Origin of the sequence: Bradyrhizobium sp. WSM3983 (assembly GCF_000473045.1) — a bacterium.
Lineage (GTDB): Bacteria > Pseudomonadota > Alphaproteobacteria > Rhizobiales > Xanthobacteraceae > Bradyrhizobium.
The window spans coordinates 1-14,263 of record NZ_AXAY01000027.1 but is presented as its reverse complement, the minus strand read 5'-3'; the positions used below and the strand labels follow the sequence as shown (position 1 = coordinate 14,263).

Genomic DNA, 14,263 nt, shown 5'->3' with positions numbered 1-14,263 from the left:
CGTCGGCCTCAGCGCAATGCCGGCAGTTTGCCGGTCTTGTAGTTGTGCTTCGACATCACGCCAAAAATCTGTTCGGCCATGCTGTTAAGCGCCTGCACCGATGTGGCGTTGCCGGCGACGGTCTGGTTGAGGCCGAGCTCGAGGATGGAGATCACCTCGCTCGCCTCGGGGAATTGGTAGATGTTGACCGCGTGCGGCAGGGCTTCGCTGAGCGGTTTCATCCAGCGGTAGCGGCGCTCCTGTGCGATCGGGTCGCGATAGCTCGCTGCGCTGACGGGAATGCCGCCGACCTTGGCGTAGGCGAGCTGCGCCTCCCTGGTCTGGAACCAGCGCAGGAATTCGAGCGCGCTGCGCTTACGATCATCAGGCACGTTGCGCGCGATGCCGCCGAGCCAGTGGCCGAGACCGGGACCGGTGGAAAAGCCCTCGGCATGCGGAGTGACCGCGAATTCGACCTTGTCGACGACGGCGGATTTGTCCGGATCGTCCATCTGTGACCACGCCGACACCACCACCATGATGTGCGCGGCCTTGCCGGTCAGCATGTTCTGGATCACCTCGGCCTGGTCGAGTGAGGCGGTCTGCGGATGGCCGGCCTCTTTGGCGATCCGCGAATAATAGTCGAGCGCGGTGCGGCCGGCTTCATTGTTGAGCGTGACAGTATAATCGCCGGCTGCCTGGTTCTTGAAGATGCCGCCGCCAAAGCCGTAGAGGTAGGGATAGAAGTCGTAGCTGACGGAGGCCGGGCCGCGGGCGCCGCGCTGGACGATGCCGTAGCGGCTCGGCGGCTTGTGCAGCTTCTTCGCGTTGGCCTCGAGCTCGGCGAACGTCTCCGGCGCCTTCAGGCCCGATTCCCTGTAGAGATCGCCGCGATAATAAAGTAGCGGGATCAGCGGCGAGATTGGCACCGACATCAGCTTGCCGGCGGCAGACATCGTCTTCTTGTCGGCGTCGAAATAGACGGTGTTGTCGAGTGTGTAGATGTCAGGATCAAGCTTGAAGGACGGATCGATCGCCCCGATCGGCTCGACGAAGCCGCCGAAATACATCTCGGCGACCCATCCGGAGTTCATGATCAGCAGGTCGTACTGGCCGTTCGCGCTACGCACTGAGTTGCGCTGCTTCTCCAGCGATCCCGCGAAAGGGTTGACGTCGAGCTCGACCTGGTTGCCGCTCTCCTTTTCGTAGAGCTCGACGGTCTTGCGGAAGCTGTCGAACCAGGGCGACTGGTTGATCACGATGGTGATCGGTGCGGCCTTGGCGGCTGCCGCATAGCGCCACGGCGCGGCGAGCCCGAGCGCCACCGTGCCACCTGCACCAACGACCTGACGGCGCGTCAGGCCGCGCTTCCCGCTTTGTCCCGGCATCTCAATCCTCCCGCCCGCACTTCGGCCGATTCCGGCTCTCTCGGAGTCCAAGCAAAACAGGATTCAGGTATTCTTACAAAGAGATAATTATGCCATAGATATAGATGAAAGCTATGGCTTGCCCTTGCGGCCCGCTGTCTCCGCGGCGCAGACGGCCTTGAGCGCATCGATGATCCCCGCGGCCGCCGGTGAGACCCAGCCGTCCTTGCGCGTGATGACGCCGGCATCGCGGGTCAGCGCAAGCTCGGGAACATTGAGCATGACGAGGCCATCGCCTTCAGGCGTTTGTAGCGTCTTCGACACGGTGGTAGCGAGCGCGTCGGAGTGCCGGAGGACGTTGAGTTGAAGGGCGACCGACCCGCTTTCGAGCATGCTTTTCGGCGGCGGCAGATCATTGGCGACGAACAGCGAGTCGAGCCGCCGATGGGCCCGCGTCGCATGCGGTGGCTTGATCCATGGATATTGCAAGAGATCGCTCATGCTGACCCGCCGGCGTTGGGTCAGCGGGTGACTGCGGCGGCAACAGACGCCAAGCCGATCGGATGTCAGTGTCAAGGTCTCGAACTCCCGCTGGTCTTCCGGCGAAGGAATTTCGGCGACCACGAATTCGAGTTCGCCCTGCCTCAACGCACGGAGCAGCAACTCGTCGAAACCGGCCTCGACGCGGACCCGGATCGACGGATGTGCCGAGATCGTGCGCGCGAGCGCACCCGGGAGATATCGTCGCAGCCATGTCGGGCCTGCACCGATCACGACGGTCCCGACGGCGCCGGAACGCTGCGCGGCAATCTCGTGACCGGCATCCTTCATCTGCACATGCACGGCCTCCGCATGACGCAGCAGCGTGGTCCCGAACGACGTCAGTGCAACGCCACGTGGCAAACGCTCGAACAATTTGACGCCGAGCTGCTCCTCGAGCTGCCTGATGCTCTTGGTCAGAGTCGGTTGGGCAATGTTCAGATCGACAGCGGCAAGTGATATGTTCTTGCGCTGCGCGACGCGCAAAAAATATTCAAGCTGTCGGAAGTCCATTGCTGCCCATGCCCCGAACACATTGCGCTTTCAACATTCCCATCGCGCCAGGAAGAAGTACTTTCGCAGCGTGCGCCTTGGAGTGAGTTATACCGGGCATTCGGTCGTGACAACCCATCCGCCAGTCGAAGATCTCCGTCTCGAACCGAGAACGGGGTTCTGGTCACAACCGGAAAGTCTCAAGTTGAGCGATCCGTTCCGCTTCTCACCCCATGGCGGATGCAGACCTCCGGAATCGAACCGACGCACGGTTGAACCGCACCAGTTTCGCACCAGAAACAAGATGAATGAACCACAGCAAACGCGATCGATACCAAACAAAACTGCAACAAAATCAACAGTGCTGACCGATGTCCCGTCGCTCATAACGGCCAAGTTAAAGGATCGAGGCCAACGGGCCCGCCGGTGAATTAGCGGACCGTCGGACGCGGTTTTGGATCACCGCACCAGACACAACTCAATTCCGTGAAATCCCACAAGCGGATTATCGCGCGCATCGACCCGTCCGATTTCCACTCCAAGCTAACCGAATGCGCGATCGCCAGCCCGCTGGTCTTTTGTCGGCTGGCTTCTCAGCCTTGATCAACAACTCCGCCGCCCAAAACTGGGCTATTCAAACTGGCGTGAAGTGGGAGTGTTGAATGATCGAGTCCCGTGGCATGTCGAAAGAGCAGGCTGCGGCCTATGCTGGCTGCGAGACGTTATCGGCATTCAACGATTGGATCCGACGTGGAATCATGCCGGGGCCGATCCCCGGGACGCACAAATGGGATAAGAAAGCTATCGATGCAGCCCTTGACCAACTATCTGGTCTTCAGCCTAAAATTGAAACCCAACTGTCACCATACGACGCGTGGAAGGCATCCCAAAATGCGAGTGCGGCTGAAGGGAATCAACTGGTCAATCAAAAGGCTCGCTGACGGTACGTCGAAGACCTACTGGTACGCTTGGAAGGGCGGCCCGCGTATAGACGCGGAGCCTGGCACGCCGGAGTTCATGCGCCTCTACAACGAAGCTGTGGCGTCGTACAAGAAGAAGGGCACCGAGACGTTCAGCTCGCTCATCGACTACTTCAAGGACTGCAGCGGGTACAAGGATCTTGGTGACAAGAGCAAGCGCGCCTACGACGGATACCTCAAACTCATCGAGGCCAAGTTCGGCTCGATGCCAATCGGCGCCCTCGAGGACAAGCGGTTGCGGGGTGACTTCAAAGAATTTCGTGATTCTTTCTCCGCTACGCCCCGCAAAGCGGACTATGTCTGGACGACCATCGCGCGTGTGCTGTCGGTTGCAAAGGATCGAGGCAAGATCGTAGTGAACGTCTGCGAGCGCGGTGGCCGGCTCTACGAATCTGATCGATCGGAGATAGTTTGGACGGCCGAGGACATTCGTGCCTTCTGCGCTGTCGCGACGATCGAGCTGCAGGCCGCTCTGCTCCTCGCGCTATGGAGGCCAGCGCCAGGGTGACCTGCTGCGGCTGCCCTGGAATGACTACGATGGCACATACATCCGGATGCGTCAGTCGAAGGGACGCGGCCGCAAGGGCCGGCGCCGTCTAACTATACCGGTGGGGTCACCGCTGAAGGCGGCGCTTGATGCTGCTCTCAGGGAGAAGCGCTCGGCCGTCACAATTCTGGTCAACTCGTTCGGCCGACCATGGACGGCGGACGGTTTCAGAGCGAGCTGGGACAGGGCATTCAGGAAAACGTCGCTGAAGGACCTGCACTTCCACGATCTCCGCGGCACTGCCGTTACGCGGCTCGCCTTGTCGAATTGCTCGGTGCCGGAAATTGCTTCGATTACCGGCCATTCGATGAAGACGGTGCAGGAGATCCTGGATGCGCATGCGCACTACCTGGGCGGCCGGGTCGAACTCGCCGAGTCAGCAATCAAGAAACTGAGCGAAGTGTACGGGTAAGAACAGAGAATAAGTGGGATCGATGCCAAGTGAAGGCGTCTTCCGTCGCCAAGGCTTCTGGGCGCGATAGTGCTCCACGCCGCCGGGAATGAGCTAGCCGCCGTCCCGCGAACGTTAGAGGAGACAAAATAGCAAATGCGCACGAATACCGAACAAATTTCTCAAACCGGACATCAAACCGAAGAGACCGTTCTGACGCCTACTACCGCTAAGTGCTTGATTTGCTTGGTGAGCGCACCAGGGCTCGAACCTGGGACCCGCTGATAAGAGACAGCCCCGGGTTGGGAAAAATCAATGAGTTGCCCGTCGCACCACTGGGCTTATCCGATGAAAAAGGGCATTCGTCGCACGATCATAGTGGCTTCGTTGTGCTCATGTCAGCGCCAGCCACAATAGTCCGCTAAATGCCGCGTTTTTTTGCGCTACCCTAGTGCGGTCTTCTCCGAGCCCACATTGACATGCTTGCTCGATGATGCATATCATATATTATGTAGTTCATACTACGGAAATTCCATGCCGGATGCTGAACTTCGGGGAATTCTGGTCGCCCGCGGCCTCCGACCAACCAGGCAACGGATCATCCTGATCGGCCTTCTGCTACAGAACGATGCACAACCGGCCACGATCAAGGCGGTCATCAAACGTGCACAAGACAATGGTCGCAGGATCTCGCGATCGACCGTTCGCAACGGATTGCGCGACTTCGAGCAGTTCGGATTGACGGATAGCCGCTCAGTCCAGGGCGTCCGAGAGACGCACTTTGCCCTCAACCCGCCATTGGGCGGCAATCGGTCTGGCTAAGCCTTTGAGCGCAGGCTGATGCCCGCGATGATCGGCCCGTAGTCGATGCGCCGGGTCCCAGACCACGCAGACCTCAACGGCCCGTCAACTGGCCTTCTTCACTCCCGACATCTTGATAAAATCCGAGAACGCCTTGAGCGTCGCTTCGGAAACATGATGCTCGATGCCTTCGGCGTCTGCTTCCGCGGTCTCCCGGGGTACGCCAAGCGCGAGCAGCATCTCCAGCACTACCCGGTGGCGCGCGCGCACGCGCTTGGCGAGCGCTTCCCCCTTCTCGGTCAGGAAGATACCGCGATAGGGACGGGCAATCGCCAAACCCTCCCGCTTCAGCCGCGTGATTGTGTTGATGGTCGTCGGATGAGACACCCCGAGCCGGCGCGCAATATCGGTCGCGCGAGCCTCGCCGGTCGATTCAATCAGGTCGGCAATCAGTTCGACATAGTCCTCGAGGATTGCGCTCGAACGCGCCGAACGGGCCTTGCCAAAACGCCGCGCCTGCGCCTGCTCGGTCGGGAGGGCGTGAAGCGATGGCGCAAGGTCCGCAGTCTTCCGGCGCATTTGAAAATCCAGAATCTCAACGTCTAAACCATGGGCTCTCCATGGCGACATTGCAAGCAGACGCGACGCTCCCTGTCACCCTGTTGCAACAGCCTCGCAATTGCAACAGCCGTCCCTTGACTCTGTAGCCTCTACTCTTCAATTGTAGCCCAAGCTACATTTTAATGCGTTAACTAGATGCCCGTCTCGCCAGCGGCGCATCGGGGGTTGAAGATGTATGTGCGCGTAACCCGTTCGGCTGTTCTGGGCACGACATCGATCGTCATGATCGGCCTGAGCGGTTTTGCCCACGCCCAGCTAGCCTCTCCCGAGGCGCCTGCTGCTTCGCCGACCGAGCAGGCCGCGCCGAGCCAGCCGCCGCCTGCCACAACGACCGCTCCTGCGGCCTCCACCTCATCCGACGCGGCCACACGGCCCGCCTTACAACCATCGAACACGGCAGCGTCACCTCCATCATCCGGCGCGCCGGATGAAATCGAGATTCCGGTGGTCACGGTCGAAGGCCGGCAACCGAGGCCGGCCCGTCGTGCCAACCGCGGAGCCCCGAGCCGGCCGGCGCCGAGCAACGCAACAACCCCGCCTGCGTCGGCACCGGCTTCGACGGCGGCCTCCAGCCAACCGGCTTTCGCGCCCTCGGCCCAGACCAGTAGTCAGATCCAGTCGAGCACGAGTCCAAGCTTCGGAAACCTGTTCTTCACCGCGCCGGGCGCGACGTCGGCGGGTCTGTCCACCCAATCGGCGCGCCCCGTCCTCCGCGGATTGTCCGATGCCAAGGTGCGCATCCAGGAAAACGGCATCGGCAGCGTCGACGTTTCCGACATCGCGCAGGATCACGGGGTCCCGATCGATCCGCTGGCACTCCAGAAAACCGAAGTGTTCCGCGGACCGGGCGCGCTGCGGTTCGGATCGCAAGCGGTTGGCGGCATCGTCGACGTGACCAACAACCGGATTCCCACCGCCGCTCCGATCGGCGGAGTAGCCGCGGAGCTGCGGTCTGCCGTCACCTCGGTCGACAGTGGCTGGGAGAGCGGCCTTCTGCTCGACTCAGGAAGCGGCAATGCCGCCATGCATGCCGACGTCTACGGCCGCGGCGCCCAAGACTATCGCATTCCCAGCTACCCTTACCTCGTGCCCCCCAGTCCCGCACCGGCGTTCAACGGGCGGCAGCCGAACTCGGCCACGCAGAGCGCGGGTGCGTCAATCGGCGGCTCCTATCTGTTCGATGGTGGCTATGCCGGCCTGTCGATCTCGCGCTTCACCAGCGACTACCACGTTCCCGGCATCGCCTCGTCGGAAAGCCAGCAGCACAACCAGCTCGAGCAGACCAAGATCGCCAGCAAGGGCGAATATCGACCCGACGCCGCGGCCATCGCCGCGGTCCGTTACTGGCTCGGATATTCCGACTACCGGCACGATGAAGTCGACGTCAACAGCACGAACCTCGGCGATTTCCAGACCATCGGCGCAACGTTCAAGAACCGCCAGACCGAAGGCAAGCTCGAGCTCGAAACCGTGCCACTCTCGACCCCGCTCGGGATGCTGACCAGCATCGTCGGCACGCAGGGCGCCTACCAGCGCCTGGACACGCTCGGTCAGGCAATCCTGCTTCCCGCGCAGACTACGACCGCCGCCGCGTATTTCTTCGAGGAGCTGAAGCACACCGACACGCTGCGAACGCAGCTTGCTGGGCGTATCGAATCCGTCAACGTCGCAGGGACCTCGTTCGATTTTCCGTCGGCCTATCTGCCGCCGCCGGACGCGCCGTCGAGCTCGCCGTCCAAATCGATCTTCCTGCCGACCAGTGTCAGTTTCGGCGTGATCAAGGATCTCTCCTCGAACCTCGAGGCGAGCCTCACGCTCCAACGCATCCAGCGTGCCCCGCGCGCGCTCGAACTCTTCGCTTCCGGTCCGGACGATTCCGAAAAGACCTTCAAGATCGGCAACCCGGATCTGACGGTGGAGACGGCCAATACCGCGGAGATCGGTCTGAAACGAGCACGCGGCGATTTCAGGTTCAATGCGAACGTCTACTATACTTTCTACGACAAGTTCATCTACGGCCGCGCCACCGGCAATTTCTGCGGTGCGACCTTTGCGACTTGCGCTGCCGGCGGCAATGGCGACTACATCCAGGTCGCCTACTCGCAGCGCGACGCGATCTTCCGCGGCGGTGAGTTGTCGTGGCAATGGGATGTGTCGCCGCTTTCGGACGGAATCTTCGGCGTGGAAGGCCAGTTCGATACTGTGCGCGCCACCTTCACCGACGGCACCAACGTGCCGCGCATCCCGCCAATGCGGCTGGGCGGCGGCGTCTACTGGCGCAACGACAATTGGTACACGCGGCTGAACTATCTGCACGCGTTCACGCAGAATGATTTCGATGAATTTGACACGCCGACCAACGGTTACGACCTGCTCAAGCTTCAGATCGAACACCGGCAGAGATGGCAAACCTCACCCTGGGGACCGGTTGAGGTCGCGACCGGCCTGATCGGCGACAATCTCCTGAACGCCGATATCCGCAACTCCGTGCAATTCCACAAGGACGAGATTCTCCAGCCCGGCCGAACGTTCAAATTGTTCCTCAACGTCAAATACGGCGCCGATACACCTGCAAATGCGCCGATCGGCGCTGTGCGGCTGCAGCAAGCGGACACAGTCTTCCGCAAGGCGCCCGCGGCGGCGGCCTGGAATTGGAGCGGGTTCTACGCCGGCGGCAATCTCGGCTATGTCTGGGGGACAGCCACCACATACGCCGGCTTCGTCGACAATGCATCGCAGACGCCGCTTTTCGGCAACACGCCCGCGGCCCGGCTCGACCATGCGGGCGTCGGCATTCACGCCGGCTACGACTGGACGGCGGGGCCGATCATCACCGGCATCGAGGGCGATGTCATATACGCGAACCAGGCCGGCCGCTCGGCGAGCAATTGTCCCGGCGCGGTTTGCAATGCGGCGCTGCTGCCATTCAATGCACCGATGTCGGCTGACCTCGGCTACCGGCTTGACTGGCTGGCATCCATTCGTGGGCGCATCGGCGTCGCGGTCACGCCAACCGCTGTCGCTTACGTTACAGCCGGTATTCCGTTTGGCGTCGTCACTGCGTCGGGCTCAGTGGCAGGGTTCACGGCCGGCGGCGCTCCCGTCGCGACGCCCTATAACGTGGATACGTTCCGCTTCGGCTGGGCCGCCGGTGCAGGCATCGAGACGCGGCTAGCCGGCAACTGGACCGGACGCATCGAATACCTGCATGCGGACCTGGGATCGTTCCGCGCGACACCGAACCTGCCGGCCGGCATGGCGACGTCGTTCGATGCAGACGCGCGGGTGAGAACCAATGCGCTGCGTGTTGGGGTCAACTACAGGTTCGGCGCAACCGATCGTGCGGCCGTGACGAACTAGCGCCGCCGGCCGCGTCACAGCAGACTTACTTGACGGTGAAGCGGATCGGCAGCTTCACGGCCACCGATTGGCCCTCAAATGAATTGGGCGGAGCTGGAAACGGCTGCGCCCGCTGCAGCAACGCGATGGCTTCACCGTCGAGGGCGGTGGAGCCGGAGCTTTGCGTAACCTCGGCGTTGCTCACCTGTCCCTTGCGGTCCAGCGTGAACCGGACCCGTGTGATCCCTTGCTCGTGCCGGGACCGCGCGGCTTCCGGATAGCGCTTGTTGCGCTCGACCAGCGCGAGGATCTGGGAACGCCAGGTCGCGACCGCCTGCTCGTTCTTCAGCTCCGGCCTCCCCTGCATCGGCGCCGCAGCCACCGGCGCGAGCCGTTCCGAGACCATGGCGGGCGCCGCAGTGGCCGCCGCAGCCTGCTGGTCCGGTTCGGCGTTAGGCTGCGCCTTGCTCGCGCTATCGACGAGAGCCTCCGGATTGGGTGCCTGCGGCAGCTCCGGCGCATCATCAGGCGGCGCTGCATCCGGTTTCGGCGCCGGCCGGGCCTCCGCCATCGCCTGCTCCGGACCGGGCGGAAGATCGGACGGTGTGAACGACGGTGCGCCCGCTTCAGGCGCAAGGTCAACCACGACCGCGCCGGATGGCTCAGCCGGCTCGACGTCGTCGGGCTGGCGCCAAACGAGGAGCGATGCGGTGAGCGCGCCGTACAGCGTCACCACGGCAAGACCACTGAACGTCCAGCGTCTCAGGTCGGAGGCGTCTTCCGCCGCAAGAGTCTTCATGGTGCGGTCGATTGCTCCAGGCCGACCAGCGCCACCTTGAGGTAGCCCGCCGCTCGCAAGCCGTTCATGACCCGCATCACCTCGCCATAGGGAACCGCCTTGTCCGCGCGAAGGAAGATGCGGCTATCCTTCTGTCCATGGGCCGCCGCATCGAGCGCGGCGGCCAATGAGGCGCGGCTCACGGACTCGTCTCCCACCGACAGGGAGAGATCGGGCTTCACGGTGAGATACACCGGCTTGTCCGGGCGCGGATGCGGCTGCGCGTTTGAGGCCGGTAGATCGACCGCGACATCGACGGTCGCCAGTGGCGCCGCCACCATGAAGATGATGAGAAGCACGAGGATGACGTCGATGAACGGCGTCACGTTGATGTCGTTGAGTTCGGCAAGCTCGGTGCCGGATTGGCTGAAATTGACCGCCACCGGATCACTCCGCGGCCGTGAGATGCGCTCGTCGCACGACGATCGCACCACCGTCGAGATCACGGCCTGCGAGCCGCGTGATCTCGGCAACCCCGTCGCCGAGCAGAGCCCGGTAGGCGCCGATCTGGCGGACGAAAAGGTTATAGATCACCACCGCCGGAATTGCCGCGACGAGACCGAGCGCGGTCGCCAGCAACGCCTCGGCAATGCCAGGGGCGACGACCGCGAGGTTGGTGGTCTGCGATTTCGAGATGCCGATGAAGCTGTTCATGATGCCCCAGACCGTGCCGAATAGGCCGACGAATGGCCCGGTCGCACCGATGGTCGCCAGCACGCCCGTGCCGAACGCGATGCGTCGGCCGGCGGCAGCCTCGATCTGCTGCAGACGCGACAGGATGCGCGCCTTGATCCCGTCCCTGTCCATACGATCGGTGCTGAGCTTCAGCTCTGCGACAGCGCCATCGAGCAGCCGCGCCACCGGCCCTGCAGGCACCGTCCGCACTGCATCTTCGACGCCCCTGGCCTCCGCGAGCTCGCGCAGCGAGCGTCGCACGGTACGGCGCGCATTGAACAGCTCGATGGTCTTGGATAGCCATACCGTACAGGTCACGACAGTGGCCAAGGCAAGCCCGGTCATCACGGCCTTCACGACGATGTCGGCCTGCATGAACATGCCCCAGGGACTGAGGTCACGTGGCAGGACGGCGGTTCCGATCGCCGCGCCTTCGGATACACCCTGTGCAAAGGCAGGTCCGGTGAACCCGGCCAGGCAGAGCAGGACAACCGACGTGCCAACAGCACCGGAACGAGGCGCCCTAACAGTGCAACAAGCGACACCTCGCGGGTTTGAGCACAACTGCATGGATCAGCCTTCCTCGATTTGCGATTATGTCAAGGCTCCACCATGTATCATACACTACATCTTGCTGTAAACGCTAATGGAGCTCACGAGCAAGCGACGGCCCACCGAGCCTCACGGGGCTCCATCATGGCGCGTACCCGGCCGCACGCGAAGGAAACGCGGACCAGGCGTCCGTCCATTCCGACAACCAAGCTGCCAGAGTTGCATTGAACCCTCACTGGTTTTTCTCTTTGTCGGAACGAGCGGTCTCGGTTGACCAAAGGGATTGCCTGAGGACCGCGGGTGTTGGGCACTCCGGTCAAATGCTACAATCTGGCGCCAGCGCCCAAGCATCTTCTTGACCTCCGCCAAGGACAAGCCGGTTTCCCTTAGCGGCGCGCCTCTCCCCAATGCCTGCTGAGCTTCGATCTGCCGCACCAGCCGACTCCAGCCGAACAGTTGCGGCTCGGCCAACTCGACAACGCTCCGCTTGATGCATCGAGTAGCTTCGGGGAAATTTTCGCGAACAAGATCCTCGTGAAATGTCCGTGAAAACGCGCTTCAGGTATAGAGTCTCGGATCGAAAGCTGCTTTCAGTTCATCGAGAGTGACGTCGAGAATCGATTTGTGGATTCTTGCGATGGTCGGCTTCTCCCCCTCTCTCAGGATCGCGACGATGGTTTCGACATCGGGACATCCTGGCTCTCGGCAGGTCAACTCGCTAACCGAGATTGTGACCTCGTCCGACAAGCCCAACAGCTTCTGCGTTTGCAGCTTCAATTGCTGAACTGCCTGAGGATAGCCGGCCTTCTGGACCCGCCGCGCCATAGGTAAGGCAATCTTTTGCATGCTTTTGACGTCCGAATGGATTTGCGAGGGCTGGCGGCCTCAGCATGGCACGGACAAACTCCAATGCCATGCTGCGGCCTGATACATCATCCGCGCCTTCGATCAGTGACTTGGGCCCTGACACTGCTCGAAACCCGCCTTCAAAACGTCCTCGGGCAAGTCGCGGCCGATGAAGACCAGACGGCTTGTCCGGGGTTCATCGGGATGCCAGGGGCGCTGATGGTCTCCCTCGAGCAACATATGCACTCCCTGAATAACAAAGCGGTCGGGATCGTCCTGGAACTGAATGATTCCTTTTAGCCGCAAAATATCAGTCCCGAACTGACGAACTGTCTCCTGCATCCAGGGAAGAAATTTCGCGGGAATGAGAGGTGTCTGCGACGCCAATGACAGGCTCTTGACGTGGGTGTCGTGCTCATGGCCGTGGGCCTCAGTGAGAAAGCCCGGCTCGAACTCAAGAACCCTGTTGAGATCGAACGCGTTGCGATCCAGGACTTTCTCGAGGTCGAGCGCGCAGCGCTCCGTACGATGGATTACGGTATAGGGATTGATTGAACGAATTCTCGCCTCGACGAGCGTGAGGTCCGCCTCCGAGACCAGATCGGTCTTATTGAGCAAGACGACGTCGGCGAATGCGATCTGCTCCTGCGCCTCGTGGGCCTGGTCGATCTCTCCGAGGAGATGCTTTGCGTCGATGACCGTGACGATGGCGTCAAGCTTGGTGTTGCGACGAACGTCATCATCGATAAGAAAGGTTTGCGCCACCGGCGCGGGATCGGCAAGCCCGGTGGTCTCCACGATGATCCCGTCGAACTTGCCGCGCCGCTTCATCAGCCCTTCGAGAATCCTGATGAGATCGCCTCTCACCGTGCAGCAGATGCACCCGTTGTTCATTTCGAATATCTCTTCGTCCGCGTTGACGATGAGATCGTTGTCGATTCCGACCTCGCCGAACTCGTTCACAATCACCGCATAGCGTTTGCCGTGGGTTTCGGTCAGGATTCGGTTCAGCAAAGTCGTCTTGCCCGCGCCTAGGTACCCGGTGAGGACGGTGACCGGTGTTTGTGAAATCGCGTCGTTCATGCTTGGTCCTTTTCAACGTTTGGAGTTTGGTAGATCGTGGATGACGGCAGAGGGTTCGAACTGGGCGGTGGCGCGCTCGTGGAACATGAGCAAGATGCCAGCGACCAGCGCCACGCCGAGAAGGCTCAAGCCAGCGGCAGTCAACACCAGTTCCGCTTTTGCGCGCGTTGAAAGGCCTGTTATCGTCGTGAACAGGTTTTTCACGATGGCGTCGTCCAGGCCGTGGCTAATGACGACAATGCGCGTGCGACGATCGTCCGACGGCCAGACCGGCAGCCGATATTGATGGATCGCATGCTGAACGCCGTGCACGACCAGGGGCCGATCCGGATCGTCCTCGAGTCCAACAAGGCCCTTGAGGCGGAGCAGTTGCGGGCCCGCCACGGCCTTGAGCAGCTCAATGAATGTGGCGAGGTTTCGTGCCGATACGGGGCGGCCGTCCAGCAACGCCAGCGTTTGGATGCCAGCCGCCGCATGGCGGCTTGCGCCTGCGCCATTGTCGTGAGCTTGCCCTTGCTCGGCCAACGCCTGCTCTAGAGCCAACCATCCTTCAACATCGGCCCCCTGCTCGGAAGGAACGTAGCCGCGCGGCGCGAACGCAGTGGCGAGTTCGAATTCAGCCCCGTGACGGTCCACGATGGGAGCCGCCGCATTGATTTGGCGGATCTGTTGCACCAGTTCAGAAATGGGGGGACGATCTGCGGGCTCTGCGCCAACATCCGTCTTGGTGAGCACGACGAAGTCCGCAAACGCCACCTGCTTCATGCATTCGAAGTGCCGCTCCATCGACGCTTCGATCGTCGTTACATCGATTGCGCAGACGACGCCGGACAGCCGGAAGCACCTTGCGACGACATGATCCCGAAACCCCGCTGCCGGAAGACCGCCCGGTGTGACCTGATTGATGATCGGAGCCGGATCGGCCAGCCCGGTCGTCTCGACGATCACGCGCTTCAACGGCGGGACAGCCTTGCTCTCCACAGCGTCGTAAAGTTCGAACAGGGAAGTCCTGATGTCGCTCGCGACCGTGCAGCAGAGGCAGCCTGTGGTCGTCACCATCATTTCGCGTTTGTTCACCCGAACAAGATCGTGATCGATGGAAATATCGCCAAACTCGTTGATGATGACGGCGGTGTCCGCAAAGGCCTCGCTTTCCAGGAGCTCGTTGAGCAGCGTGGATTTCCCGGCACCCAGGAAGCCCGTGAGGATCGT

Annotated in this window: 14 protein-coding genes; 5 read left to right on the top strand and 9 right to left on the bottom strand. The window is 61.7% G+C overall.

The features are described from left to right. Positions 1–8 precede the first annotated feature (8 nt). Together YUA_RS45460 and YUA_RS0129965 are read right to left on the bottom strand one after the other, a co-directional pair. Entirely contained in the window at positions 9–1,367 is a 1,359-nt protein-coding gene (locus YUA_RS45460) for an extracellular solute-binding protein (protein WP_051383461.1), read from the bottom strand. Between the two features lie 111 nt (positions 1,368–1,478). Next, entirely contained in the window at positions 1,479–2,399 is a 921-nt protein-coding gene (locus tag YUA_RS0129965; protein ID WP_027534010.1) for a LysR family transcriptional regulator, read from the bottom strand. A 641-nt stretch (positions 2,400–3,040) separates the two neighbouring features. Here YUA_RS0129965 and YUA_RS48870 point away from each other — a divergent pair. From YUA_RS48870 to YUA_RS0129955, 4 genes are all read left to right on the top strand, one after another. Continuing rightward, positions 3,041–3,319: a hypothetical protein gene (locus YUA_RS48870; RefSeq protein WP_084292960.1), complete on the top strand. Its 279-nt coding sequence runs from the start codon at positions 3,041–3,043 to the stop codon at positions 3,317–3,319. Positions 3,320–3,395: 76 nt separating this feature from the next. Continuing rightward, the gene (locus tag YUA_RS51940) at positions 3,396–3,866 is read left to right on the top strand and encodes a hypothetical protein (RefSeq protein WP_245285291.1); all 471 of its coding nucleotides are present in this window, start codon (positions 3,396–3,398) and stop codon (positions 3,864–3,866) included. Beyond that, entirely contained in the window at positions 3,790–4,317 is a 528-nt protein-coding gene (locus tag YUA_RS51935; protein WP_245285290.1) for a tyrosine-type recombinase/integrase, read from the top strand. Before YUA_RS51940 ends, YUA_RS51935 begins: the two co-directional genes overlap by 77 nt. 513 nt (positions 4,318–4,830) lie before the next feature. After that, positions 4,831–5,118, top strand: a complete 288-nt coding sequence (locus YUA_RS0129955) for a transcriptional repressor (RefSeq protein WP_027534009.1) — start codon at positions 4,831–4,833, stop codon at positions 5,116–5,118. 84 nt (positions 5,119–5,202) lie between these two features. Here the strand turns inward: YUA_RS0129955 and mntR are convergent, their stop codons facing one another. Continuing rightward, positions 5,203–5,676, bottom strand: a complete 474-nt coding sequence (gene mntR / locus YUA_RS0129950) for a manganese-binding transcriptional regulator MntR (protein ID WP_027534008.1) — start codon at positions 5,674–5,676, stop codon at positions 5,203–5,205. 213 nt (positions 5,677–5,889) lie between these two features. Here mntR and YUA_RS45450 point away from each other — a divergent pair, with 213 nt between their 5' ends. Further along, positions 5,890–9,078, top strand: a complete 3,189-nt coding sequence (locus YUA_RS45450; protein ID WP_198029530.1) for a TonB-dependent receptor domain-containing protein — start codon at positions 5,890–5,892, stop codon at positions 9,076–9,078. Positions 9,079–9,103: 25 nt separating this feature from the next. On the opposite strand, the gene YUA_RS0129940 is transcribed toward YUA_RS45450, so the two are convergent. From YUA_RS0129940 to YUA_RS45435, 6 genes are all read right to left on the bottom strand, one after another. Next, a complete protein-coding gene (locus YUA_RS0129940) occupies positions 9,104–9,856 on the bottom strand; it encodes an energy transducer TonB (RefSeq protein WP_027534007.1) in 753 nt (250 codons plus the stop codon). Further along, complete coding sequence (gene exbD / locus YUA_RS0129935; protein ID WP_027534006.1) at positions 9,853–10,278, bottom strand: TonB system transport protein ExbD; 426 nt, start codon at positions 10,276–10,278, stop codon at positions 9,853–9,855. The genes YUA_RS0129940 and exbD overlap by 4 nt, the downstream gene beginning before the upstream one ends. Positions 10,279–10,282: 4 nt before the next feature. Beyond that, on the bottom strand, positions 10,283–10,951 hold the full coding sequence (gene exbB / locus YUA_RS45445) for a tonB-system energizer ExbB (protein ID WP_063627828.1): 669 nt from the start codon (positions 10,949–10,951) through the stop codon (positions 10,283–10,285). 729 nt (positions 10,952–11,680) lie between these two features. After that, a complete protein-coding gene (locus YUA_RS45440; RefSeq protein ID WP_063627827.1) occupies positions 11,681–11,968 on the bottom strand; it encodes a hypothetical protein in 288 nt (95 codons plus the stop codon). A gap of 102 nt (positions 11,969–12,070) precedes the next feature. Next, the gene (locus YUA_RS0129920; RefSeq protein WP_027534005.1) at positions 12,071–13,051 is read right to left on the bottom strand and encodes a GTP-binding protein; all 981 of its coding nucleotides are present in this window, start codon (positions 13,049–13,051) and stop codon (positions 12,071–12,073) included. A gap of 12 nt (positions 13,052–13,063) precedes the next feature. Further along, on the bottom strand, positions 13,064–14,263 hold a 1,200-nt coding region (locus YUA_RS45435; RefSeq protein ID WP_051383457.1), incomplete at its 5' end, for a GTP-binding protein.